Genomic DNA, 24,474 nt, shown 5'->3' on the forward strand with positions numbered 1-24,474 from the left:
ATTTAACCCCGCCATAGGCACTAATACCTTAATGCGGTGATTAAATACTAATATCCTAGATAACTTCTGGTCAACATGTTTTTAACTTGCGCTTTTTAAAATAAATTCAATATAAATACAAACGCAACAAAAAATAAAAAATTTAAAATAAACCAAACAATGTAAAAACAAAATTGCAACAATATATTAATAATGCATATTTAAAAAAAACATTAAAACCCCACTATTTTAAAGGGAGACAGTCTAAAAACGCAGGAAAGAAGAGAGCATCAACCTTAAAACACATAAATCCAAAAAACAGAACAATTAACAACCACTAAGCTCATCACCTATAACGTCCTCATAAGTCAAAAAGGTTATAAACACTGATGATTTGCGAACATAAAATACTAAAGACACAACTTTTCATAAATAAAAGTAACTTTGATAGCCTTCGGCATAATTACCACCCGATAGACGGATCAGCTATGTACATTTACATGTTAAACTCATCATTTAAGCATAAGCACTTGATTTTAATCTATTTTTAGTTTAAATGGCCAGAAAGCTAAATTTGAGACGCAGGAAAGATTTTAAATGTTCGAGATTAATGGCATATAAGTGTCAAAATATGCAGCTGCTATGCGAAATGAAATGGACGGCTACTTCATAACTGGAAGCACTACCCTATTCTTAATTCAATATTGTTGAATGACAAAAGATCTAATATAAAAAGTAAAGAAGTGACATTTCTAAAAAACACCATTACAAATATAAAGTTTATTTTCATTCACGTGAAAATTAATAGTACAAAATATTAAATATAATCTTCCAAAACTTATTATAAAAACCCCTCATAAAAACACAAAAATTTAACAAACGTAAAAACAAGCATTAAAAATAAATAAAGACATGAAACCATTGCACTCAAAGCCAATACGAAAGAGCTGGAAATGCCACTTGTATTTACATTTAATTACATATGATAAGGCAATGTTACAACAATGTATTTACAACACTTTCAACTCTGATATTCTTAATACCTACAATTAAAAAACCAAAAACAATTGGATTGATATGAGATATATAAAAAGTTTAGGCCTCTTACTTTTACTATTTAGCCAAATGACTTTTGCTAAAAACACCCTTGAAGACTTCTTTAACAGCAAAGATTATCAACAAGTAAAAATCTCGCCTAATGGAAAATACTTTTCGATTACATTTCAAGATGAGACACAAGTTAAGCTTGTGATTCTCGATAGAAAGACAAAAAAAGTGCTATCCAGTTATGGATTTGGTGAATATCAAAAAATAGCTAACGTCATCTGGGTAAATGATGAACGCTTCATCATGTCAGTCAAAAAAACCGTTGGTTATTTAGATACTAAAGGTGGTTCACCTTACTTCATAGCTTCAAACTTTGACGGCTCTAACCGACGGGAATTGTTAGCGTCACAAACATCGTTTTACAACATTTTAAGTATTTTACCTGACGACAAAGAAAACATATTAGTTACAAAACAACATTATGCTGATGATTTTGCAGTAAAAGTTCATAAGGTAAATGTTTATAATGGTCGTTCTAGTTATCAAGCAGATCAACCTAAAGAAGATGTCTTTGGCATGGTTGCAGATGTGTCAGGCCAACCAAGAATTGCTTTTAGTTATGTTGAAAAAGAAGAGCATGAAATGGGGAAAGGTGAACTCAACATGTTCTATAAAAAGACACCTAATTCAGACTGGGAGACATTTAACCTAGGAATCTTAAATTATAATCCTGGTGATAACCTTTCAATTATTGGCATGAACAAGTCAGGAAATTTAGCGTACTTTACTAATGACTCTACCACTAAGAACATAGCTGTATTTTCTTTTAATTTGGAAACAAATGAACTTAAGAAACTGATAGAAGACGCAGATGTTGATATTTCAACACCTATATATGGCTTTTCAGGTGAGGTTGTGGGTGTTACGTATGATCCCAATTATCCTGCATATCATTATTTCTCGGATGCAGGGGATAACGATGTTTTAAAAAGGCTAAGTGACTCATTCCACGCATATAGGCTAAGATTTACAAGTCATGCCAAAGAACAAAAGCTTTCTGTCTTTGAAGTTTCATCAGATAAATCACCCACAGAATTTTACCTTTACGACATTACCTCGAAGAAAGCGAGTTTTGTCGCTTCGATGAACGAGAAAATAAACAAAAAGGAACTAGCAACTGTAGAGCCATTCAAAATATCAGCACGAGATGGTGTCGTATTACACGGTTATATAACGATACCAAATAATAAAAAAGAACCTTACTCTGCAGTAGTAATGCTGCATGGAGGACCTCATGGTGTCAGAGATTTCTGGGGGTTTAATGCTGAAGCTCAGTATCTCGCAAGTATTGGATATGCAGTGTTGCAAGTAAACTTCAGAGGCTCTGGTGGCTATGGTAGCTCATTTTTAAAGAGTGGTTACAAAAATTGGGGTACAAAAATGCAAGATGATGTAACTGATGCCACCCACTGGGCTATAAAGCAAAAAATTATCGATAAAAATAATATCTGTATATATGGTGGGAGTTATGGTGGTTACGCAGCACTAATGGGCGCAGTAAGAGAGCCTGACTTGTACAAATGTGCTATTGGATATGTAGGCGTATACTCTATCCCTGAAATGTTTTCCAGTGGAGATATCCCAACGAGAGATTCTGGGGTGAAATTTTTAAATACTGTGCATGGTATGGACGTAGAAGATCAGAAATCTCGTTCACCTGCATATAATGTTGATAAAATTAAGGCTAAACTTTTTATAGCTCATGGCTCGGATGATATTAGGGTTCCTATGGAGCAATATGAAGCGCTAACTTCAGCCCTTGATAGAATTAATTACCCTTATAAATCAATGGTAAGAAATGAGGGGCATGGTTATCATAAGCCTAAAAATCGCACTGATTTTTACAATGCTATGACAAAGTTTTTAGATGAAAATCTTAAATAGAGTTTAAAGAACCAGAAATAAAATTAGCAAAATTTTAAGCCGTTAGTTAAATAACCTCTAACGGCTTAATGTTAAACAGAGTGTAGATAATTAAGTTTATTAACCTAGTTGTGATACGCTTTGAGAAAATAAAAAAGTTCACTGCTCTTATAAATAGCGTGCAGTAATTAATCTGAGCAGCTTATATTTACTAGGAAGTTTTTATAATGTTCATGCTTTTTTGTAACGCTAACTTAAATTTAAAGTCCTTTTATTAGTGATAAATACACAGAAACACAATAGAAATATTCAGCGGGAGATTCGTTTTAACGAAACAAGGGGCCCTTGCCTCTTTACTCGATAACAACGGTCCATGCAAAGTGTTCTTCATCAACTGACATTGAGTTAATACTTTTAATCTTTAATTCTAGACTCGCTTCATCGAATGCGCTGCGAATAGAGTTTTCAGTCATTGACACACGTGTTTGCTCTTCAAGCCGTTTAATTTGAAATTCAACATTAGTCTGTAATTTATCAATTGCAGTATGCGACTCTGAATTAATGTTTTGCATTATTTTTGCAACATTACTTACAACATCTTGAAACCACTGTAATGAATTATTGTCCAGTGAAAACTCATTTAGTGATTTAATGAGTTGTTTATTTTTGTTAGTAAACTCAAGCTGCTGATTTGTAAGCTTGAGATCAACCAATGTTTTTAGTTTTTCAAACAGTTCCAACTCAACCAAAGATTTAAACACTGACAGTCCTGCTGCCGAGTTTAGTGCAATTTGTGATGATGCACTGTGCATCATAAACACCGCTTGGCCACCTGGTTTTAAAACCCGGGTCACTTCTTTGAGGGATGATTCCCACGACGAATATTCGAAGCCAAATTGACTAACTAACAGATCAAAACAATCATCTTCATAAGGCAACTGTTCAAGGTTAGTCGCAAATGAAAAATTTATATCTTTAATGATTTTTTCTAATTTCACATCATTTGACTTTATCGAACTTACGTCTATGTCAGCCGCATCACAAGCATAAATATCAACCAACTTATTCTGTGAATTTGCCGCAGCTTTTAGCCAAATAGCAAGTGCCCCCTTACCGGTTGCTAAATCAAGTACCTTTAGATTTTCACTGCTTATTTCACTAAGAGTTTTCTGCCAAAAATGCAGTATTTCTTTAGGGTAACCAAACTCATTTTTAAGTTCTGCAAAACTTGAAAAACCATCTGTTGAATTCCAATATTGTTCCCAATGCATAATAAAGTCCGAATTTGATACGCACACACTCCAGCTCATATTATAAAGAATCAAAAAACTAGATTCTATAATTAAAGTCTCTACTGTGTATTCGTATTAATAAAGAGGGGCGAAAGAGGTTATAAAATAAAAGAGCGACATATAATAATGTCGCTCTTTTCTAGTTAAACTTAAACAATATTAGAATGATTGTTTAAAGTTGAAGTACATGATACGACCGAAACCTGAGTATAGGTTGAAGTTGTAGTCACGACCATCATAAGCAAATAGAGGTGGCTCTTTACCAAATGCATTTTGAGCACCGAAGCTGATCTTAGAGTTCCAAGGCGTGTTATACGCTACTTGAAGGTCATGAGTTACCCACGTAGGAATATGACCAATACACTTACCATCTGCATCGATGTCTTCACATTGGCTATCAATAAGGTTTAAGTTCCAAGTTACATCAAAATCAGCAACTGAATAAACATTTGATAATGTTAGACGTTGTTGTGGTACACCAGGGTCTTTAACGAAGTTACGACCACCGTCCGTGCTGTAATCAAGGATGTGAGAGATGTTTAAGTTAGTTGTTAAACGACCTGCATCACCGAAATCAAAGCTTGAACGTGCTTTAAAGTCTAAACCAGAAGTTTCAAGTGTACCATCGTTACCGAAACCACGAACTACATTAGTAATACCGCCATTTGGTGCACGAGTTACTGTAAATGCTGGCGGAAGTGAGTCACCACGTAATGTTGCATCAATAATGTATTGAGAACCAAACGCACGGATACGGTTAGTAATCTCGATATCATAGTAGTCTAGCTCAAAATCGATGTTATCAGTCGCTTGATATACGATACCTAATGACATTTGCTCTGATTGCTCAGATTGTAGATCAGGGTTAGAGATAACAGTTGCATTAATTTGTGATGAACAACCAGCTGCCTCACCGATTGCCGCACATGTTAAATCATCGCTTACTGAGTCAGCAGACTCTGCTGGCTGTTGTGTAAGGTCTGGTAATGACGGTGCACGGAAACCTTTACCCCAAGAAGCACGAAGTACTAACGCATCAATTGGGTTATAACGAGCAGATACTTTTGGTGAGAAATCTGAACCATAGTCAGAATAATCATCGTAACGACCAGCGAAGTTTAGTTCAAATTGCTCAGTTACTGGTACTAGCGCTTCGAAGAATAGACCTCGAACAGAACGTGAACCACCTGCAGAGCTACCTGATGAACCACCTACTTGACCCGCTTCAGAAAGTGAATCGTAGTTATCAGCATAATCTTCTGTACGGTATTCAAAACCTACGAAACCTTGGATAGCACCAGCATCAGTTTCCATGATGTCAAATGCCGCATTCGCAAAGACTTCTTCTTGGTTAAATTTACCAGTACGAGACGTCGTTACAGTCATCGCGTTACGTACTTCTGCTGAAGCACCAAACGGGTCGTTTAACATGTAAGTACCGTCATTGATATACTGACGAGCGATACTACGAAGAATGTAACCACTACCTACGTTGTGGCTTTCGTTGATTGTTTTACGTGCGCCAGCTTCAACTGAAACACTACCAATCATACCATTAGTACCGAATGTGATATCTTTCAACTCTGTAGAAAGGTTGTTATCACGATTACCTAGAGCAGCAAAACGGTGCCAAAAATCGAGTGGCTGTTGCTCAAGCTCTAACGAAGGATCGTAAATAGGGCTATCAGGGTTAGTTGGGTTATTTGGGCTATCCGCATCAATTTGGTCTGGGCCATATGCAGTCTCATCTAGACCTGGTGCGTAACGACCAAATGACTTAGTTTGTGCGATATTGATGTTAGAGAAAATGCTCCAGTCATCATTGATGTCAAAACGTGCTTTTACGAAAGCTGAACGGTTTTTAATTGACGCTTCATCAGCAGATACAGCTGCGAAGTTAAAACCACAACGCGCACCAATTCGGTAGAAGTTTTCGTTACCAACACCTTCACAAGTAGCTTCTGGCGAGAAGAAATCAAAGTTACTTGCACCTGGGATGTAATTACCCTCATCATCTTGTGCCATTGTTGTGAAGTTGTTTGAGTACACTGAACCACCTGGTGAATACCAAGGGAAGTCACGAGCGTAAACAATATCACGACCATTCCATGAAGCACCTGCAAGCACTGATGCATTATCAGAAGAAGCACCGAAAACTACAGAACCATTTTCACGATCGCCACCTTCATGCTCAATACGACCAGAACCTAATGTAACTTCTGCGCCGTTGTAATCTTTACGAGTGATTACGTTGATTACACCACCAATTGCATCTGAACCGTACAATGCTGATGCACCATCTGAAAGAATTTCAACACGCTCAACAGCTGCCATTGGGATGAAGTTTAAATCTTGGCTAGAACCAGTAAGTGTTGACTTAGGTAAACGACGACCGTCAACTAGAACTAATGTACGGTCAGAGCCTAGACCACGTAAACTTACAGTAGTAGCACCTTGCGCAGAGCTACCAGACTGTGGACGAAACGAACCCAGACTGTTGAAAGTTGTGTTACGAAGTAGATCAGCAACTGAAGATTCACCACTAAGCTCAATTGCTTCACGGTCAATTACTGTGATTGGTAAATCAGTAGCCATATCAACACGCTTAATGCGTGAACCAGTTACTTCAATTCGCTCAACCTTTTCAGCACTTTCTTCATCTTCTGCTGCCATAGTGCTAACAGAAAAAGAAGCAGCTGAAGCTGCACCAAAAGCGATCGCTAAGCGAACAGCTTTTGAAACTTTATTATTTAACATTTGATTCTCCCTGGACCACTATACTGTGGCTATATTTTGCATAAGCTTGTTTATTATTTGTTATCGGACATGCGTCGCGACCAACAAATAATAAACAAATTAAACAAAATATCCAGAGTTTTGTTTATAAAAAATTAATAAATTGATACAAAAATTAATTAAACGCTCAAAAAAAGCACTATTTTAACATTAATAAAGCTGTGAAATTTACAACACTTGGGCAAAAAACAATCAGAACAGCTGAATTTGACTAGAATATAGCCCCTTTGAATTAGTCCCTGAAACCTCAATAATCATGTTAACCAGTGGCAACAGCTGTTTATTAACATAAACACCATAATCGAACTTGTGATTTCCGGTATAATACTCAGCGCCTTTCAGCGTATATACGTATTCAATTACTTGACCTCGTTGTATTTGAGCATTGGGGTTATGTGCTAAATATTGCTTCGCAGCTTTGACATGAGGAGGGATATTTTTTTGATAGTCTGTTAGGTGTTGACCTAGACGTTTTCGATAAACCAGTAGCGAGTCATACTCGCCTGCGTAAAGCTTTTCCACATAGTTATCAAATAGCTGCCTGATCAGCTCTTGGTTGTATTGTTCGCTAAATAAAATTTCAAAGAGTGCGACCTGAAACCTCTGAGCAAGCTCTGTCCAATCACTTCGCACTGTTTCCATTCCTTTAAACACAAGTGCTGTTTTGCCATGTTTTTCTACTCTACCTACATAGCGTTTCTTTGAACCGGTGGTTTTGCCCCTAATTGTCGGCATAAAAAATGGGCTGTAGTGAGTTTCAAACTCAATTTCTAAGAAATTTTCTAATTTGTATGTTTCCTGTAATACACTTTCCCAGCGTTTGTTTATATTTCTTGCCAGCTTTGTACCAATTTCGTTACAGCTCTGAGAATTTAATTCATCATCAAGTTTCACAAACGTGGAGTCAGTATCACCATAAATTACCTTATACCCCCACTCTTCTAGCCACTTTTTAGTAGTTTGCATAATTTCATGACCACGTAATGTAATTGAACTTGAAAGACGAGGATCGTAAAAACGACAGCCTTTCGAGCCTAAAACGCCATATAAACTATTCATGATGATCTTTATAGCCTGAGAAAGCATCGGCTGTTCATTGTCTTTAGCAAGTTGCCTCGTTGCGGCAAGTTCACGAATAAGCTCAGGTAGGTGGTGCTCTGTTCTTGAGAAAAGGGCTTGATTAAAACCTTCAATTGCGTGATTAGGGTGTTTTAGCCCCTCCACCATACCAAGTGGATCTATACAAAAAGTGCGCATTATTGATGGATATAAGCTTTTGTAATCAAGTACTAATATATTTTTATATAAACCAGGCTCCGAGGACATGACATAACCACCTGGACTATCAAAGCTAAGACCATGATCGCCTGAGTTTGGAGCTACATAACCACTGCGATGCAATAAAGGAAGATAAAGGTTAGTAAAGGCCGCAACGGATCCACCCATTCTTTCAAGCTCTAAGCCGGTTAGTTGACTTCGAACAACGGCAAAATCGAGTAACTTAAGCTTTTCGAAAATGCGTTGTACTAAAATACAGTCTTGGCGGTTATAGCAAGCAAGTGCGAGCTTATCTTCATTAAATTGACGAACGATTTCTGCTAAGCGGTTATCTGAAGAAATTAGTTTTTCTTCACCTAACTCAATACTCGCCACATTCGCGAGGCTAAAGCTATCGTAGTGATACGTTGCATTTTTAAGTGTATCAATACCATCAATAACAACCCTGCCTGGGATCGTTAAACGTGTAAAATTACCAGTTCTGAGGGTCATTTTTTCATTGTTACGACCCAGAGACAGCCCTACACCTAATGCTTCAGAACGAGCATGAAGTACTGTAAAATCAAACTCAATAACGTTCCAGCCAATAATAACGTCAGGGTCAATGACTTGCACACACTCACAGAGCTTATACAATAAGTCGATTTCATCCTCACACCATATAACATTGAAGTTAAGATCAGCGGTGTCCTCAGCTTTACCGATCATAAGAACAGCATCTATGCTCTTCCCGACTAGTCCTACTGAAAACAGCACCCCTTCTCCATCACATTCGATATCTAACGATACAGTAGTGAAAGTGGGTGTGAACTCGGTATTTTGTTTAAACTGAACGTCTGCTAATACGGGGTAAGGCTGACCTTTAATTAACCGCCCTTTGGCCCACACCGAACCTTTGATAAAACGCTCCATTAAAAACCGGTCAACCGGTCTAATATCGTCTTCGTAAACTTTGATGAAATGGGCTTTTAGCTGTTTTGCAGCGCGGTAATAATGCTTAAGTGAAGAAAAATAGCACGACACAACAGCCTGCTGCTGGAAGCTTTTTAATTGCACTGGCTTAAATTCACATGCCACATTGTGCTGTGCCAAGATTCGAGTTGCCGCAGCAACATCTTTTTCATTAATGAAAAAGAGCACTTTTTGCGGTGGGCTAATCAGCTTGACAGGTCCTTGCTCAGACAAAATCCACACCACAATGGATACGCCATGCGTACTATCAAAGCATTGTGTTGAAAGAATAAAGCCAGAAGTTAATTGCATCTATATGACCCTTTAAACCCAAATATGAAAATGCGAAATGCATAAAACAAATGCTAATCAACAAATTTACTAACAAGTCGCTTGTAGTTACTCAGTTAACTCTCTAAAATTAATTACTGTAATTATATACATACTTTAGGTTATCTGGGCATGCTTTCTGACTCATTAAAAAAAACTATTCGGCAAATTCATAAGCATGTAGCTGATAATCTCACTGATTACCGCCCACGAAGTAGTCAAAACTACTTAGTTGCTGAAATAGCCAAAACACTGGCGGGTGAATACCATAAAAGCCAACGTATCTGTGTTATAGAAGCCGGCACAGGCACGGGTAAATCGTTAGCGTATTGTTTAGGTGCGCTGCCACTCGCTATGGCAAAAAAGAAAAAACTGGTTATTTCAACGGCGACCGTTGCCCTGCAAGAACAGCTAATTAACAAAGAGCTGCCTTTTTTCAAAGAGCATTCAGGCCTCGATATCAAGTTTGATCTTGTTAAAGGTCGACAACGATATATTTGTGCACAAAAGCTCAGCAACGCGGTCAATGGCGATAGCCAAACCCAAATGGAGTTCATGCCCACACTTTCTTCTCCATTAAGTGATATGGAAACAAAGTGTTTAAAACAGCTGTACGATGCGTATTCAAAAAAACAATGGCAAGGCGATCGCGATAGCTGGGCCGACACAATTCCCGATAAAGTATGGGGCCTTATTGCTTGCGATAAGCACTCATGCCAACGACAAATGCGTGCTCATCAATTATGTCCATTTCATATGGCGCGCCAGCGGTTAATGCAGATGGATGTGCTTGTTATCAACCACTCATTATTGCTTGCCGATCTTGATTTAGGCGGCGGAAAAATACTGCCTGAACCCGATAACACCATTTATGTTATTGATGAGGCGCATCACTTAGCCCATATCACTCGCGACTTTTCATCTGCCGCAGCGACCATCAAAGGCACGATAGAGTGGCTTGATAAACTGGTAAAATTTGCAGGCAAAATGGCCAACGTTTTGGTAGGCCAAAAGGCCATTGGGCAAAATTTTAAACTGAGCGACAGTATTAATGATGCGGCTAAAAACTTAAAAGTGGTGCGCGACATACTCGACAATGCCAACTTTAATTACAACAGTGATGATACCTATCGCTTTGAGCACGGTGAAATCCCAGCCTCGTTACATGCCAAAGCAAAAGACATTAGCGACGCAACGCTTGATGCTCTGCGTGCCTTGAATAAAATGCATGACACGCTCGTACAAGATGTGAGTGATGGCGATATAAAACCCTATGTTGCCGACCCTATTTTAGGGGAAAGTGGTCACTACATAAATCGTTTGGAATTATTAAATAAATTATGGTTTAGTTATGCCACAAAGGGCGAAGGTATTCCCCATGCACGCTGGATTAAACGTTTAGAATATAAAAATCATCATGATCATTTACTCAGTGATTGCCCAATTGAAGTTGGTTATTACTTAAAAGATAAACTTTGGAATCAATGCGCGGGAGCCGTACTTTGCTCTGCAACTTTAACCGCACTAGGGTCATTTGACCACTTTGCTTACGAGTGTGGCCTTGCCAAAGAAGAGGGTGTTAAGTATATCAAAGTGCCGTCACCTTTTGATTACCCCAAACAAGCTACATTACATATTCCGAACACACTTATAGAACCGACAGACAAAGCATTTAGTGATCATTTAGCCGAAAAGTTACCAAGTTACCTTGATGATAAAAAAGCAAATTTAGTGCTTTTTGCCTCATATTGGCAAATGGACCATGTGGTCAAAGCACTTAGAACGAAAGGGATAGATGTCTTAGTTCAAGGTGAAATGTCGCGCGAGGCCTTACTCAAAAAACACAAAGCTAATGTCGATTTAGGGAGGCCAAGTTATTTATTTGGTACACAAAGCTTATCAGAAGGGCTCGATTTACCGGGTAAATACCTAGAAAACCTCGTCATTACTAAAATTCCTTTTGCGGTGCCAACTTCACCGATAGAAGAAGCACAGGCCGAGTTTGTGCAAAGTAAAGGGGGCAATCCATTTTTATCAATCACAGTTCCTGATGCAGCAAAGAAATTAGTTCAAAGCTGTGGTAGACTGCTTCGCAAAGAAAACGATCAAGGTCGCATTACCATTCTTGATCGCCGTTTAGTGACCAAGCGATATGGCAAAGCCATGCTCGATACCTTGCCACCTTTTAAAAGACAAATTGATTATTAATGTTTGAACTAGCTTTAGAACCAACCACATGGGCATTACTTTGCGCTGTCGCGCTGGCCGCTGGATTTATTGATGCCATTGCTGGCGGTGGAGGTATGCTTACCGTCCCCGCGTTACTGACAGCCGGACTTCCTCCCCATCTTACGCTTGGCACCAATAAATTGGCAGCCAGTTTTGGCTCATTAACAGCCAGTGTCACCTACTTTCGTAAGAAGTTATTTAGCCCTCGTTTTTGGGCTGCATCCATAATAGCAACAGCAATAGGGGCATTAATTGGTACGTTGGTTGTTGATTATTTAAGTATCGATTTTTTAAATAAATTGCTCCCTGTGGTAATCATTTTGGTTGCCTGTTACAGCTTATTTGGCAGCCTAAGCACAACAGAGCATAATGAATTACCAACACTTGATACTAAAACAAAGATTAAACAATGGTTACAAGGGTTAGGACTTGGCTTTTTTGATGGTCTTGCAGGCCCCGGTACCGGCACGTTTTGGACGGCTTCAAATAGTCTATTATATAAAATGAGCTTATTGCTTAACTGCGGCCTTGCTCGGTCAATGAACTTTGTCTCAAACTTTATTTCATTGATTACCTTTGTCGCATTAGGCCATGTTAATTTTTTATTAGGCATCACGATGGGCTTATTTTTAATGCTAGGCGCATGGCTAGGTGCGCATTCTGCGATTAAATTTGGTGGTAAAATGATACGCCCTGTCTTTAATACCGTAGTCATTATTTTGGCATTAAAGCTAATTTATGAGGCTTACTTATAAATGCATTCCCCTGCTTTTGATAAACTATGTGAACAAATTGCTCGGCTTAAACATCAAGCCACACAATTCGATCAGAGCAATTTATTTGCTAAAAACCGCTACATGCAAGCGCAACCAAGTTTATTTGATAGAGGGGTGTTTACAACAAAAAGTATGAAGCTTGCTGACTACGTGAGTGAAATTGAAGACGAGTTAAAAAGTTTACCCCCGGCAGAGCATCGCCATGCGTATCAATATGCCTTAGAACGGATAACTCAGCAGGTACAAGCCGTCTTCAATGTAATAAAGTCTACTCCTGTTTGGGCAAAAGAAAATAAATACAGTTTTAAGCCTAAAACCAAACCTCAGGTATACAAACAAGCCGTACAAAAAATGATGCAATCGTCGCATGAACTGTATGACGAACTGAAACAGAACCATGAGTTTGAACGTCGTTTAGTACTGATGATCGAAGAAAGAAAACTCAAACTAGACGCAGCCAGCGCAGCAAAAGCAGCAGAAATAAATCAAGAGATACTGGCATTGCATGCACGCTTAGGAAGGTGTCGTAAAGCAATTTCTGCCACCGAAGACAAAATTCAACAGGTCGAAAAACAGCAGCTTAGATAATGTTTTACTATCATCCCAGTTATTCTGCGCTTAATTTACCCGCACGGCATCGCTTCCCTATTCAGAAGTACAGCTTACTCAAACAAAAATTAAGTACCTTTATAAGCGACGATAAGTTTATTACACCTAATAAAGCCACAACAGCACAATTAGCGTTGTGTCATGACCCGGCTTACATTAATGCATTTTTAAATGGGACACTTGAGGAAAAAGCCATTAAGAAAATGGGCTTTCCTTGGTCAAACGAGTTAGTTGAACGCACCTTACTTTCTGTCGGTGCAAGTATAAATGGCGCTGAATTCGCATTGCAGCACGGTGCCGCTTTTAATCTAGGCGGCGGTTATCATCACGCCTTTAGTGATCACGGAAGTGGTTTTTGTATTTTTAACGATTTAGCGATTGCTGCAAACCACTTAATAAACGAAGGGCTGGCTGACACTGTTCTGATTTTCGATTGTGATGTACACCAAGGAGATGGCACCGCAGAAATTGTAAGCCATCACGAACAAGTGATTAGCTGCTCAATTCATTGTGAGCAAAATTTTCCGCGCATCAAGCAACACTCTCACTACGACATCGCACTTGAGCATGGCACCACTGACCAACACTACTTTGAAACAGTAAAACAAGCATTCCAACTAACCGTTCGACTTCATCAACCCGATATCATTTTATATAACGCCGGCGTAGATATCGCTAGCGACGATGAGTTAGGGCATTTTTTTGTTAGCCTTGATGGGGTATACCAACGTGATCACTTCATATTAAGCCAAGCAAAAGCGCAGCAAATTCCTATTTTTTCGGCTTTAGGTGGGGGCTATCAACGAAATATAAATCGCTTAGTTAATGTTCATACTCAGCTTTTTAGAGCTGCTGTCGATTTATTTTAAAGCTTGGTATACACTGAAATGACTATCACTTTGGATTCAAACTGTATGAAATTGCATGATGATATTCATAACTATTATGAAAAACTGGTTGTCGAAGATATAGCGCAACGAGAGTTAGATTCCGTATACAATGACGATGTGATGGCCGATTTATGCTGCACAGTACTCAACCAGCTTCCCGCTCGTTACATTCGCTACGATGTCGATATGGAGTTTTATTTACCGCACAGTGAGCGAATGCTAATGGAACAACAAGTACAAACGGCTATCGATGTTGCAATCAGCCAGGTTGCAAAGAAAAAGGAATTACAGAATGGGCAATGAATTAGAAGCCGCTCCTAATTATATTAAAGTGGCTGTCGACCTTATTATGCTCTTAGAACAAAACGAAGTCCCTGCGGAGGATGTGCTCGCAGCATTAGAAATAGTCAAATCAGATTACGAAAAAAAACGTGTGAAACCTGCTGAATAGAGGCCTTCTATTCAGTGCTTACTCTACACTTACAAGCCCGAATAAGGCGAGTTTATCAGGCAGTATCTGATATGCTCGTGCTTTATTATTTTGAATGATTCATCATTATGCCAATACACAGCTTACTGCGCTTATTTTTTCTTGCCGCTATTTGGGGCGCATCATTCTTGTTTATGCGTATGGCGGCCTCAAGTTTAGGGCCTGCCGTTTTAATTGAACTACGCGTAGGGTTTGCTGCCTTAACACTCTGTGTCTTTGCCGTGTATTTTAATAAAAAGCTTGCTTTTCTTACCTACAAAAAGCACTTTTTTATTATTGGTGCACTCAATTCTGCGATTCCATTTTTATTATTTGCGTTTGCCGCACAAACTATTAATGCCTCGACATTAGCGATTTTAAATTCAACAACCCCCATTTGGGGAGCCATTGTTGGCATAATTTGGAGTAAATCGACACCGAGTAAAAGTATGATACTGGGACTCTTAATCGGTCTCATTGGGGTTGCTATCCTAGTTGGACAAAACAGCCTAACTATCAATACCGCCACAGTAACAGCAATTATTGCATCCCTGTGTGCCTCACTTAGTTATGCTATTGCCTCGCATTACACCAAACACGCCCCCAAACTGTCAGCTTTCGATAATGCGCATGGCAGTATGTGGGCCGCAAGTATGCTCGTATTACCATTGATTTTTGTGATGCCAATAAGAGAAATGCCAAGTCAAACCGTAATGGCGGGTGTTATTGCTCTGGGTATTGTGTGTACTGCAGTGGCGTATATTCTCTTTTTTCGTTTAATTGACGAGATTGGTCCAACCTCTGCGCTCACCGTTACCTTCTTAATTCCTTTGTTTGGCATTATATGGGGCAACCTGATACTCAACGAAGAAATAGGGCCAAATACGTTACTTGGCGCTCTGTGTGTTATTGCTGGCACCATGCTTGTGACTGGGTTTATTCGTATAAAATCGCTTTTTAAACGACATACCTTGTAACAGAATCCCCTTTGCTTTTTAAAATCCAGTCTATACTCTATTGGATAAAGATACTGATAAAAGGAGAATTATGATGTCAGGCACTACGATGGTGGTATTAATTGTACTGATCTCGGTTGGTTCAGGCGTTATCTTCGATATGTATAAAAAACATTTAGAATTTAAATCGCGCACCCTAAAAGACAATAAAGAAGCGAATGAACAAGTTGCAGCGGTTACCGCTGAGCTTCTTGAGTTAAAACAACGCGTACAGACCCTCGAAGCCATAGTCACAGACTCAAGTTACAGCGTAAAACAAGAGATTAACAAGCTTTAAAACAATTAGGTTCGCATTAAGCGAGTATACTCATTAAGCACTTGCTGATAATAATCAGCATCTTGGTTTAGCATGCGTTGGTAATGTGCACATAGTTGCCCTAAGTAAGCTTGGTGATCCTTATTCGTTAATTGCCACATCCCCTGTCCTACTCGCGTTATTGGCGTTTTAGCCGATGCGCTCACGAACATTAACTCATAAAAGCGTCTATTTTCAGAAATAAGGTGCTCGGCGACTAAACCAAAATCTAATGACTGTAGGTGGCTGCGTACTTTATAGCTATGGTGCACAGGACAAACTATAAAATCGATGTGAGCAAGATGATTGTGAGCCTGAATCTGCGAAATAAACTGACACATTAAATCCCCCCCAACTCCTGCAATAATCACGAGATGACGTTTTTGGGGTGTTAAAGAAATAGTGGCCACATCTTGGCAATGTACCTGCCAATGTCCGCGTTGTTCTTCAGTTGAAAAACGCGCCAGTGTCTGTTGGAGTGACTGCATCAACTCAGGCACGATATCTACAAAGTGGATTTGATCGGCTCTATTATCTTTGAGTAACTGCATGCCTAAAAAGCCATGATCGCAGCAGCAGTCCCAAATCTCATCATACTCATTTGGGACCATTTGCGCGATCGCTGATAAACGCTTACTTAACGCCATTACTGTGTGGTTTTATAAACAAGCGCTTTTAAGCTTCTATCGCTGTCTACTTCAATAAAACCAGCGGTAGGCGCTAAACGTTCAACGAATGTAATTGCACCTTCTGTGTGCTCTGCAATCAGTGCTTTAAATGCTTGTTCAGACATTTCAGGGCTATTGGCACACAACAATAAAAGGGTGTTTTCGTTGAGCAGCTCAGGCAAACGGCGCAATATTTTTTGATAATCTTTCGTCAAAATAAAGCTGCCTTTTTGAAAGCTGGGCGGATCGACAATAATCAACTCATAAGGTGCTGACTTTTTAAGCTTACCAAATGATTTTAAAATATCATGAGGCAAGTAACTAACACCCCGTGTAAACCCATTAAGTTGGTGATTTTGTTTACCTGTTCTGAGCACGCCTTTATTCATATCCATATTAATGACTTGCTCAGCCCCCCCTTGCATTGCCGCAACGGAGAATCCGCAAGTATATGAAAATAAATTCAGTACTTTAGCCCCCTGACTATGAGCCTGCACAAACTCACGGCCACGACGCATATCAGGAAAAATACCGGTATTTTGCCTGCTCAATAAATCGACTCTAAATTTTATGTCATTTTCTTGAACAACATGCTCGTCAGGAAGTTCGCCGTGTACCACGCTATTAATCGTATTTATACCGCTACGCTGTTGATACACCAACGCAGTAATTAATTCTGGGGCATTATTTTGCACCCATTGCCAAAGTACTTCAGTGAGTTGACCTAGTTGATCGTCAGGGATGCTCTCATACGACACTAAAAATAATGCCGGAGGGTAAAAATCAACATTAATATGGCTTAATTCAGCCACACTGTGGCCGCGGCCATGAAAAATACGGCAAAGTTCGTTAGCCGAAAGTGGCGCATCTGCTAACGCAGTTAAAATGGCTGAAAAATCGTTTGTCATAGTACTTAATTTATTAGCTGTTGTTGTAATTCATGTATTTCGTCACGCACTGAGGCTGCTTTCTCAAACTCCAGATCACTTGCGTACGCGTGCATTTTAGTCTCCAGTGCTTTAATTTGACTGGCAATCTCTTTAGCGCTTAGCACTTTTTTAGATTCTTTACGGACCAATCGAAGGTTATCTTTAGGGCCAGCCTCTTCACCAACATCCATAATATCCGTGATACTTTTCACTAACGCTTGCGGTACAATGCCATGTTCTGCGTTATGAGCTTGCTGTTTTTCACGACGACGATCAGTTTCATCAATAGCCTGACGCATTGAATTCGTTATACGATCACCGTACAGAATCGCTTTACCATTTAAATGACGAGCAGCACGCCCTATTGTTTGTAATAAAGAACGCGTCGAACGTAAAAAGCCTTCTTTATCAGCATCGAGTATCGCAACAAGTGAAACCTCTGGCATATCAAGGCCTTCTCGTAATAAGTTAATACCCACTAACACATCGAAAACACCAGCGCGCAAATCACGAATAATCTCAACTCGCTCAACTGTGTCGATGTCAGAATGCAAATAACGAACTTTTACATCATGATCATTTAAGTAATCCGTTAAGTCTTCTGCCATACGTTTTGTTAAGGTCGTCACTAAGACACGCTCATTTACCTCAACTCGTTTGTAAATTTCAGACAATAAGTCATCAACCTGAGTACCCACAGGGCGCACTTCAATTTCAGGGTCTACTAAGCCTGTAGGACGAATAACTTGTTCAGCCACTTCACCTGCTGAGCGCGTTAGCTCAAATTCGCCTGGCGTTGCCGATACATAAATCGTTTGCGGTGCAATTGCTTCGAACTCTTCAAATCGAAGTGGCCGATTATCCAATGCAGAAGGAAGACGAAATCCATATTCAACTAAGTTCTCTTTTCGACTACGGTCACCTTTGTACATTGCACCAATTTGCGATACGGTCACATGCGACTCATCGATAATCATCAAGGCATCATCAGGTAAATAGTCAAGCAATGTAGGCGGCGGATCGCCCGGAGTACGCCCCGATAAATAACGGCTGTAGTTCTCAATACCAGAGCAATAACCAAGCTCGGTCATCATTTCTATATCGTATTGTGTTCGCTGTGCAATACGTTGCTCTTCGACGAGTTTATTTGCGCTAAGCAACTGGGCTCTGCGATCTTTTAACTCGACCTTAATATTTTCAATCGCATCAAGAATTTTCTCACGGGGTGTCACATAGTGTGTTTTTGGGTAAATAGTCGCGCGCACAATGTGCTTTTCAACAGCCCCTGTTAATGGATCAAAGATACTTAAACGCTCAATTTCATCATCAAACATTTCCACGCGCACCGCGTATGTATCTGACTCAGCAGGGAAAATATCAACCACTTCACCGCGCACACGGTACGTACCACGACTAAATTCAATGTCATTACGCGTATATTGCAACTCGGCTAAGCGACGAAGCATATCACGCTGGTCGACTGTTTCGCCTACTTTAAGTAACAACATCATCTTCATGTACGAGTCAGGATCGCCCAAACCGTAAATAGCCGAAATAGATGCAACAATAATTGTGTCACGGCGTTCAAGTAACGCTTTGGTTGCACTTAAGCGCATTTGCTCAATATGCTCGTTAATAGAGGCATCTTTTTCTATAAATGTGTCACTGGCAACAACATACGCTTCAGGCTGATAGTAATCATAATATGACACGAAATATTCAACCGCATTATGAGGGAAAAACTCTTTCATCTCTCCATATAACTGGGCTGCAAGCGTCTTATTATGCGCCATGATAATCGTTGGCCGATTTAGATCATGGATTATATTTGCCATGGTAAAGGTTTTACCCGTCCCTGTAGCACCTAACAATGTTTGATGAGCAAGCCCTGCTTCAAGGCCCTCAGATAATTGAGCAATGGCCGTGGGTTGGTCACCACTTGGTTTAAATTTTGAAACCAGTTGAAAATGATCACTCATAAATGACACTCCTTCATCGCCGTTGTGCTTAATGCATTTACTTCTTTTATAAACCACTTATAAGCCACAAAAGCCGTAAACAAATTACCCACAGCTGCGCCTATAAACAAGCCTGTTAACCCTGCAATTTCACTCCCGACATAAGCAATTGGCACATAAAAGACAAATAAACGAATGATACTTAAAATCAGCGCATTCATTGGCTTATGTAAAGCATTAAATGAAGAGTTAGAGAGAATTATCACACCTTGCAAACCGTAACTTAATGGCAAGATATAAATGAAAAGTTTAATGACATCAATAACCGCCTGCTCTTTACCAAAGACATGCGCAATAAAACTAGAGGTCAAAAGCAACAGTAAATAAATGCCGAATTGCCAAATCATCACAAACTTCAACGTAGTAATATACGCTTCTTTTACACGGCCTAACTTTCCGGCTCCGAAGTTTTGACTAACAAACGGTGGCAATGTCATCGACAATGCTAAAACCACTAAACTGGCTATTGACTCAATTCGGCTACCCACACCAAATGCAGCGACGGCTTCAGGGCCATGCTTAGCCACTAACGCCGTCATCACAGCCATTGCAATGGGTGTCAACATGTTCGCCCCTGCTGCAGGTAAACCTATTTTTAAAATTTTTCTTATTGCCCCAATAATCGTTTGTTGGCCAGCGTACAAGCTCAACAAACCATTTTTAATTGCCAGTATATAAAGAATAATCACCACCGCGAAAGACCATGCAATTACACTGGCAATGGCAGCGCCTTGAATACCCAATGCCGGTATTGGGCCCAAACCAAAAATTAAAATCGGATCTAACACGGCATTAATGAGACCCGCTCCCCCCATTACTAAACTCGGCGTTTTTGTATCGCCACTTGCGCGCAAAACAGAATTACCAACCATCGGGGTAATCAAAAATACACTGCCTAAAAACCACACACTCATATAGTCGTGTATTAGCGGAAGTACTTGCTGCCCAGCTCCCAACAATTCAAAAATAGGGGTAATAAATACATACCCAACAACAGACAAGCAAAACACCAAAACCACAGAAATGAGTAAAGCAATACTGGCATCAAACCGAGCTTCATCTAATTTGTCACTCCCTAATGCTTTCGCAATTACCGCTGAAGTGCCAATACCGAGGCCAATGGCAAGACTAATAACCGTAAAGGTTACAGGAAAAGTAAAGCTCACTGCTGCAAGGGGTTCTGTACCAAGTAGACTAATAAAGAAAGTATCAACTAGGTTAAACATCATTAAGGTGATCATCCCGAAGATCATAGGGATAGTCATTTTTTTCAACGTTGGCAGGATTGGAGAGTTTAAAAGATCAGGTTTAGATTTGCTCTGCGACGTCACGGTCATGGGAATACTTTGCCTCTTTTACTGAGCTGATAAGTTTAAAGCATCCTCGCCTTGCAAGCCACGGTTAATTTTAAACAAAGAAAACTGTCACTTTTGAGGCTTTAACATAAAAACAACCACGAACATCGTTAAAAAACAAAATAAGAACATCATTAATAGCATTGTTAAAATAAAATGGCAGTAACCGCTGCTTTTTTACACAACAAACCGTGTCATTTTATCGTCACGAATAACATTACTTATCAATTCAGCGTCGCTTCAGATACAAAACTTAACTGATTGATTTTAAATAAGTAAAAAAAATATGATTAAATGCTTGAAATTGCTGCAGCGCCCTAAAATTCTAGCGCCATAGCTGTTCTTAAAGTTTAATAAACAGAGTTATCCACAGAAACCGTGGATAACTCTCTGAAAGCCGCAATTATAAAGGCTTTTGAGCTCAGTATTTATCGCAACCTATGAAAATCACGCAAGTGTCTTGTTTTAACCCTTTTGTTAGATTCTTTTAAAGAATGCCTAATTATTGTTCACACTCACCCTGCAAATAAATATGACAATTCAAAATAAAGTGGCTAAAAAACAGCCTAACACACTGATAAAAAACACTTAAACCACTCTTCCATCTGTCTTTACATTCACAATTCAGGATCAATTAATGCCGTATTTAACGTTTTTTCTCAACCGACAGACCGATTTGAAACCTCTAAAATGGAAGAATTTAATGCGCAAATAAAAATGATTAGATTAAATTTTTATAGCGAGAATAAAATCTGAGATAAATGACAATTTCCTCTCTTATAAGCCAAAATTCTATACAACGAATACTTTTGGCTAATTTATAATATTGCTCGTGGTCAAAAAGCATGCAAAAAATCACATGATCCAACATGAAATTTTACTTTAACCGCGAAAACATCTGTGTTTTTCAGCTACATTTTGTTCAGATCGAACATAAAAACATCGAATACACTTCTTTTTTGAATTTATGAAGTTTTTATGTTGACACTTTGCAATGCTGTCATTAATATTTCGCCCCGTTGAAAGGCATGACGCTTCCCCCTTAGCTCAGTTGGTTAGAGCGACGGACTGTTAATCCGCAGGTCCCCCGTTCGAGTCGGGGAGGGGGAGCCAAGTTTTTCGACCATAAACGTTTCCCCCTTAGCTCAGTTGGTTAGAGCGACGGACTGTTAATCCGCAGGTCCCCCGTTCGAGTCGGGGAGGGGGAGCCAAGTTTATGATTATGATTGTTCCCCCTTAGCTCAGTTGGTTAGAGCGACGGACTGTTAATCCGCAGGTCCCCCGTTCGAGTCGGGGAGGGGGAGCCAAATCATAAAGCACACTACTCTATTGTTCCCCCTTAGCTCAGTTGGTTAGAGCGACGGACTGTTAATCCGCAGGTCCCCCGTTCGAGTCGGGGAGGGGGAGCCAACTTCCAGAATATATTAGACTTTTATCATCTTTCACATTCTGCGAATCTATTAGACTTTCTGCCTTATATATTCTAATCTATCCTGAGTTATTTCTTTTTTGCTATTTAAATAGAATTCACTGTACTTAAAGCAATCAATCAGGGAATTGATTCTTCCTTTTAGGCTTTTATAAGATAAAAAACATGGCAGGCTTTAAAAAACTAATATTTGTTCAACTTATTTCTTGGCTACTATTTGCATTGCTCGGTGGGTATTTTATTGCACTGGGGTTTGACAACGCAGTTAGCGATGCTCAGAAAAAAGCGCAATTCGTAGTGAATACTTACATAAATAGTTTAACGATGGACGAGCTTGCGCCTGAAAAAATACAAAAAGCGCTTGCCGACGGCACTACTTTCTCTAAATTTATAATACGAGATCAAGCAGGTAACCTCGTTACCATGGTTGAATCGCCACAGCCCCTGCCCCTCTTTGCAGATATTGTAAATACGAGCTTTAATTCGATTCGCCCACAATTTGCTGTTAACCAAGCTTCTGACATAAAAGTTGAATTCACAATCAACGCAAACAATCTGGCAAACCTGCTACAACAGTCCATGTTTATTGTCATTTTAGTCTCAGGCTTAATTGCTTTGTTGCCTATTATATATATGCAAAGCATGTTCAGACGCTTAAACCGAAAAGTGAGCACCACCATTGCAGATATCATCGATATCTATATCAATCAAAATCAGGTTAATGGCGATCTTGAACAAGCAATGGACACAACACGCTTGAAAAAGCTTAGTAAAGATTTAATACCTACTTTCAATCGTCTTTCGCACTTTTTACAAACCAAGCATGATGATATTGAAAACAATGCAATGAGCATTAAGCAAGAAGCGTATAAAGATGTCATTACAAATCTTGGTAATCGTAATATGTTCGTCGAATACTACGAGAAAAACATCGAAAATGCCGATAAAAGTACCTTTGGTTCTTTAGCTATGGTGCGTTGTAGTGAACTACAAGCAATTAACCAAACTCGCGGTTATCAAAAAGGCGATGAATACGTAAAAGGTGTTGCCGATATTATTAAACATATCAGTGGTACTTACACCAATAGCCAAGTATTTCGGGTAAACAGTTCAGACTTTGCTGTTATTTTACCTAATACCCCCCTAAAAGAAGCTGAACGATTCGGTGATAACTTACAATCGCGTTTTACGCAGTATCAGCAGAACCAAGAATTAAGTTCAGTAGCAAATACAGGCATAGTTGGGTACGAAAAAGGCAAACCTTTAGGTGAACTACTGTCAATTGTTGATAACGCTATGAGCATGGCACAATCTAAGCAGGCAAATGCATGGCATGTTCAACGCGAAACAGATTTAGTAAACAATGTGAGTGCTGGCTTTGGTAATCAAAACTGGCGCAAAGTGATAAACGAAGTGATCGAGTCAAAGCGTGTTCACTTAGTTATGCAAAATATCATGCCAATTGGTAAAAGCATCAAAGCCTATGCCGAAATTCAAGTGCGCTTTAAAACAGCCGAAAATCAAATGCTTCCTACGGCGTCTTTTTTAGCGATGGCCGAAAAACTCGGTATGGCAATGGAAATTGATCGATTAATAATCGACACCACCCTTGAAAAAGTGAAGACACGTAACTTCTCACAAAAGTTTTTTGGTATAAATGTCACAGCATCCAGTGCGCATAATGATCAGTTTCTTATTTGGTTAGAACGTCGTTTGTTAAAAGATAACAATATTGCCACTAAATTAATTTTTGAAGTCAGCGAATTTGGTCTTCAGCAAAATATAAAAGCAAGTAAGCGTTTTATTGATATGGTTCATCGTGTCGGTGCGCGTGTGACTGTTGAACGCTTTGGTGTAGGCTTAACTTCATTTAAATTCTTCAGAGACTTGAAGCCTGACTTTATTAAAATGGATGCAAGCTATACCCGCGGTCTTGAAGATGATAAAAACAATCAATATTTTATGCGCTTAATGGTAGATCTTGCTCACCGGATTGGGGTTAATGTTTTTGCCGAAGGTGTAGAGAGCCAGGAAGAGAAACACATTATCGAAACCCTTTGCTTAGATGGCGTGCAGGGCTATTACATAGAAAAACCAAAAGACATCTAAGATCTACGCCAATAAGACCTAATAAACCGACTGTTTATCAGGTCTTTAACGTAACTTTAACACTTCAAATACAAACAGCTTTGTTA

The 24,474-nt window shown here is 39.3% G+C and carries 17 protein-coding genes and 4 tRNA genes; 14 read left to right on the plus strand and 7 right to left on the minus strand.

Features of this window, described 5'->3' with window-relative positions:
• Positions 1-1,056 precede the first annotated feature (1,056 nt).
• Positions 1,057-2,970, plus strand: a complete 1,914-nt coding sequence (locus BWD47_RS13545; RefSeq protein ID WP_065978828.1) for a S9 family peptidase — start codon at positions 1,057-1,059, stop codon at positions 2,968-2,970.
• A gap of 332 nt (positions 2,971-3,302) precedes the next feature.
• On the opposite strand, the gene BWD47_RS13550 is transcribed toward BWD47_RS13545, so the two are convergent.
• From BWD47_RS13550 to BWD47_RS13560, 3 genes are all read right to left on the minus strand, one after another.
• The gene (locus tag BWD47_RS13550) at positions 3,303-4,220 is read right to left on the minus strand and encodes a class I SAM-dependent methyltransferase (protein WP_075594133.1); all 918 of its coding nucleotides are present in this window, start codon (positions 4,218-4,220) and stop codon (positions 3,303-3,305) included.
• A 180-nt stretch (positions 4,221-4,400) separates the two neighbouring features.
• Entirely contained in the window at positions 4,401-6,998 is a 2,598-nt protein-coding gene (locus BWD47_RS13555; protein WP_036969455.1) for a TonB-dependent siderophore receptor, read from the minus strand.
• A 231-nt stretch (positions 6,999-7,229) separates the two neighbouring features.
• Positions 7,230-9,578: a DNA polymerase II gene (locus BWD47_RS13560; protein WP_075594134.1), complete on the minus strand. Its 2,349-nt coding sequence runs from the start codon at positions 9,576-9,578 to the stop codon at positions 7,230-7,232.
• Positions 9,579-9,728: 150 nt separating this feature from the next.
• Between BWD47_RS13560 and dinG the strand changes: the two genes are divergently transcribed.
• The 8 genes from dinG (at position 9,729) to BWD47_RS13600 (ending at position 15,862) form a co-directional block, all read left to right on the plus strand.
• Positions 9,729-11,804: an ATP-dependent DNA helicase DinG gene (dinG, locus tag BWD47_RS13565; RefSeq protein WP_075594135.1), complete on the plus strand. Its 2,076-nt coding sequence runs from the start codon at positions 9,729-9,731 to the stop codon at positions 11,802-11,804.
• Positions 11,804-12,580 (plus strand): TSUP family transporter, encoded by a 777-nt coding sequence (locus BWD47_RS13570; RefSeq protein WP_036969465.1) that lies wholly within the window; start codon positions 11,804-11,806, stop codon positions 12,578-12,580. Before dinG ends, BWD47_RS13570 begins: the two co-directional genes overlap by 1 nt.
• Complete coding sequence (locus tag BWD47_RS13575; protein ID WP_036969469.1) at positions 12,581-13,189, plus strand: primosomal replication protein; 609 nt, start codon at positions 12,581-12,583, stop codon at positions 13,187-13,189.
• Positions 13,186-14,079, plus strand: a complete 894-nt coding sequence (locus tag BWD47_RS13580; RefSeq protein WP_178387091.1) for a histone deacetylase — start codon at positions 13,186-13,188, stop codon at positions 14,077-14,079. Before BWD47_RS13575 ends, BWD47_RS13580 begins: the two co-directional genes overlap by 4 nt.
• 45 nt (positions 14,080-14,124) lie before the next feature.
• The gene (locus BWD47_RS13585; protein WP_065978833.1) at positions 14,125-14,403 is read left to right on the plus strand and encodes a late competence development ComFB family protein; all 279 of its coding nucleotides are present in this window, start codon (positions 14,125-14,127) and stop codon (positions 14,401-14,403) included.
• The gene (locus tag BWD47_RS13590; protein ID WP_075594137.1) at positions 14,393-14,551 is read left to right on the plus strand and encodes a YbaM family protein; all 159 of its coding nucleotides are present in this window, start codon (positions 14,393-14,395) and stop codon (positions 14,549-14,551) included. Before BWD47_RS13585 ends, BWD47_RS13590 begins: the two co-directional genes overlap by 11 nt.
• A gap of 107 nt (positions 14,552-14,658) precedes the next feature.
• Complete coding sequence (locus tag BWD47_RS13595) at positions 14,659-15,546, plus strand: DMT family transporter (protein WP_075594138.1); 888 nt, start codon at positions 14,659-14,661, stop codon at positions 15,544-15,546.
• A 73-nt stretch (positions 15,547-15,619) separates the two neighbouring features.
• Complete coding sequence (locus BWD47_RS13600; protein ID WP_036969480.1) at positions 15,620-15,862, plus strand: hypothetical protein; 243 nt, start codon at positions 15,620-15,622, stop codon at positions 15,860-15,862.
• 5 nt (positions 15,863-15,867) lie between these two features.
• Here the strand turns inward: BWD47_RS13600 and BWD47_RS13605 are convergent, their stop codons facing one another.
• The 4 genes from BWD47_RS13605 to BWD47_RS13620 are packed head-to-tail and all read right to left on the minus strand — an operon-like array spanning position 15,868 to position 20,832.
• On the minus strand, positions 15,868-16,527 hold the full coding sequence (locus BWD47_RS13605; RefSeq protein ID WP_075594139.1) for a tRNA (adenine(22)-N(1))-methyltransferase TrmK: 660 nt from the start codon (positions 16,525-16,527) through the stop codon (positions 15,868-15,870).
• Entirely contained in the window at positions 16,527-17,456 is a 930-nt protein-coding gene (locus BWD47_RS13610; protein WP_075594140.1) for a class I SAM-dependent methyltransferase, read from the minus strand. The genes BWD47_RS13605 and BWD47_RS13610 overlap by 1 nt, the downstream gene beginning before the upstream one ends.
• Before the next feature lie 5 nt (positions 17,457-17,461).
• Positions 17,462-19,456, minus strand: a complete 1,995-nt coding sequence (gene uvrB, locus BWD47_RS13615) for an excinuclease ABC subunit UvrB (protein ID WP_075594141.1) — start codon at positions 19,454-19,456, stop codon at positions 17,462-17,464.
• Entirely contained in the window at positions 19,453-20,832 is a 1,380-nt protein-coding gene (locus tag BWD47_RS13620; protein ID WP_075594142.1) for an MATE family efflux transporter, read from the minus strand. Before BWD47_RS13620 ends, uvrB begins: the two co-directional genes overlap by 4 nt.
• Before the next feature lie 1,054 nt (positions 20,833-21,886).
• Between BWD47_RS13620 and BWD47_RS13625 the strand changes: the two genes are divergently transcribed.
• The 5 genes from BWD47_RS13625 to BWD47_RS13645 all read left to right on the plus strand — a co-directional run bounded on the left by BWD47_RS13625 (position 21,887) and on the right by BWD47_RS13645 (position 24,388).
• A tRNA-Asn gene (locus BWD47_RS13625) sits at positions 21,887-21,963 on the plus strand.
• 21 nt (positions 21,964-21,984) lie between these two features.
• Positions 21,985-22,061, plus strand: a tRNA-Asn gene (locus BWD47_RS13630).
• Between the two features lie 19 nt (positions 22,062-22,080).
• Positions 22,081-22,157 (plus strand) — tRNA-Asn (locus BWD47_RS13635).
• A gap of 26 nt (positions 22,158-22,183) precedes the next feature.
• Positions 22,184-22,260, plus strand: a tRNA-Asn gene (locus BWD47_RS13640).
• A gap of 184 nt (positions 22,261-22,444) precedes the next feature.
• Complete coding sequence (locus BWD47_RS13645; protein WP_036969491.1) at positions 22,445-24,388, plus strand: EAL domain-containing protein; 1,944 nt, start codon at positions 22,445-22,447, stop codon at positions 24,386-24,388.
• The last annotated feature ends 86 nt before the right edge of the window (positions 24,389-24,474 follow it).

Source organism: Pseudoalteromonas sp. PAB 2.2 (genome assembly GCF_001938575.1).
In the GTDB taxonomy this organism is placed as follows: domain Bacteria; phylum Pseudomonadota; class Gammaproteobacteria; order Enterobacterales; family Alteromonadaceae; genus Pseudoalteromonas; species Pseudoalteromonas lipolytica.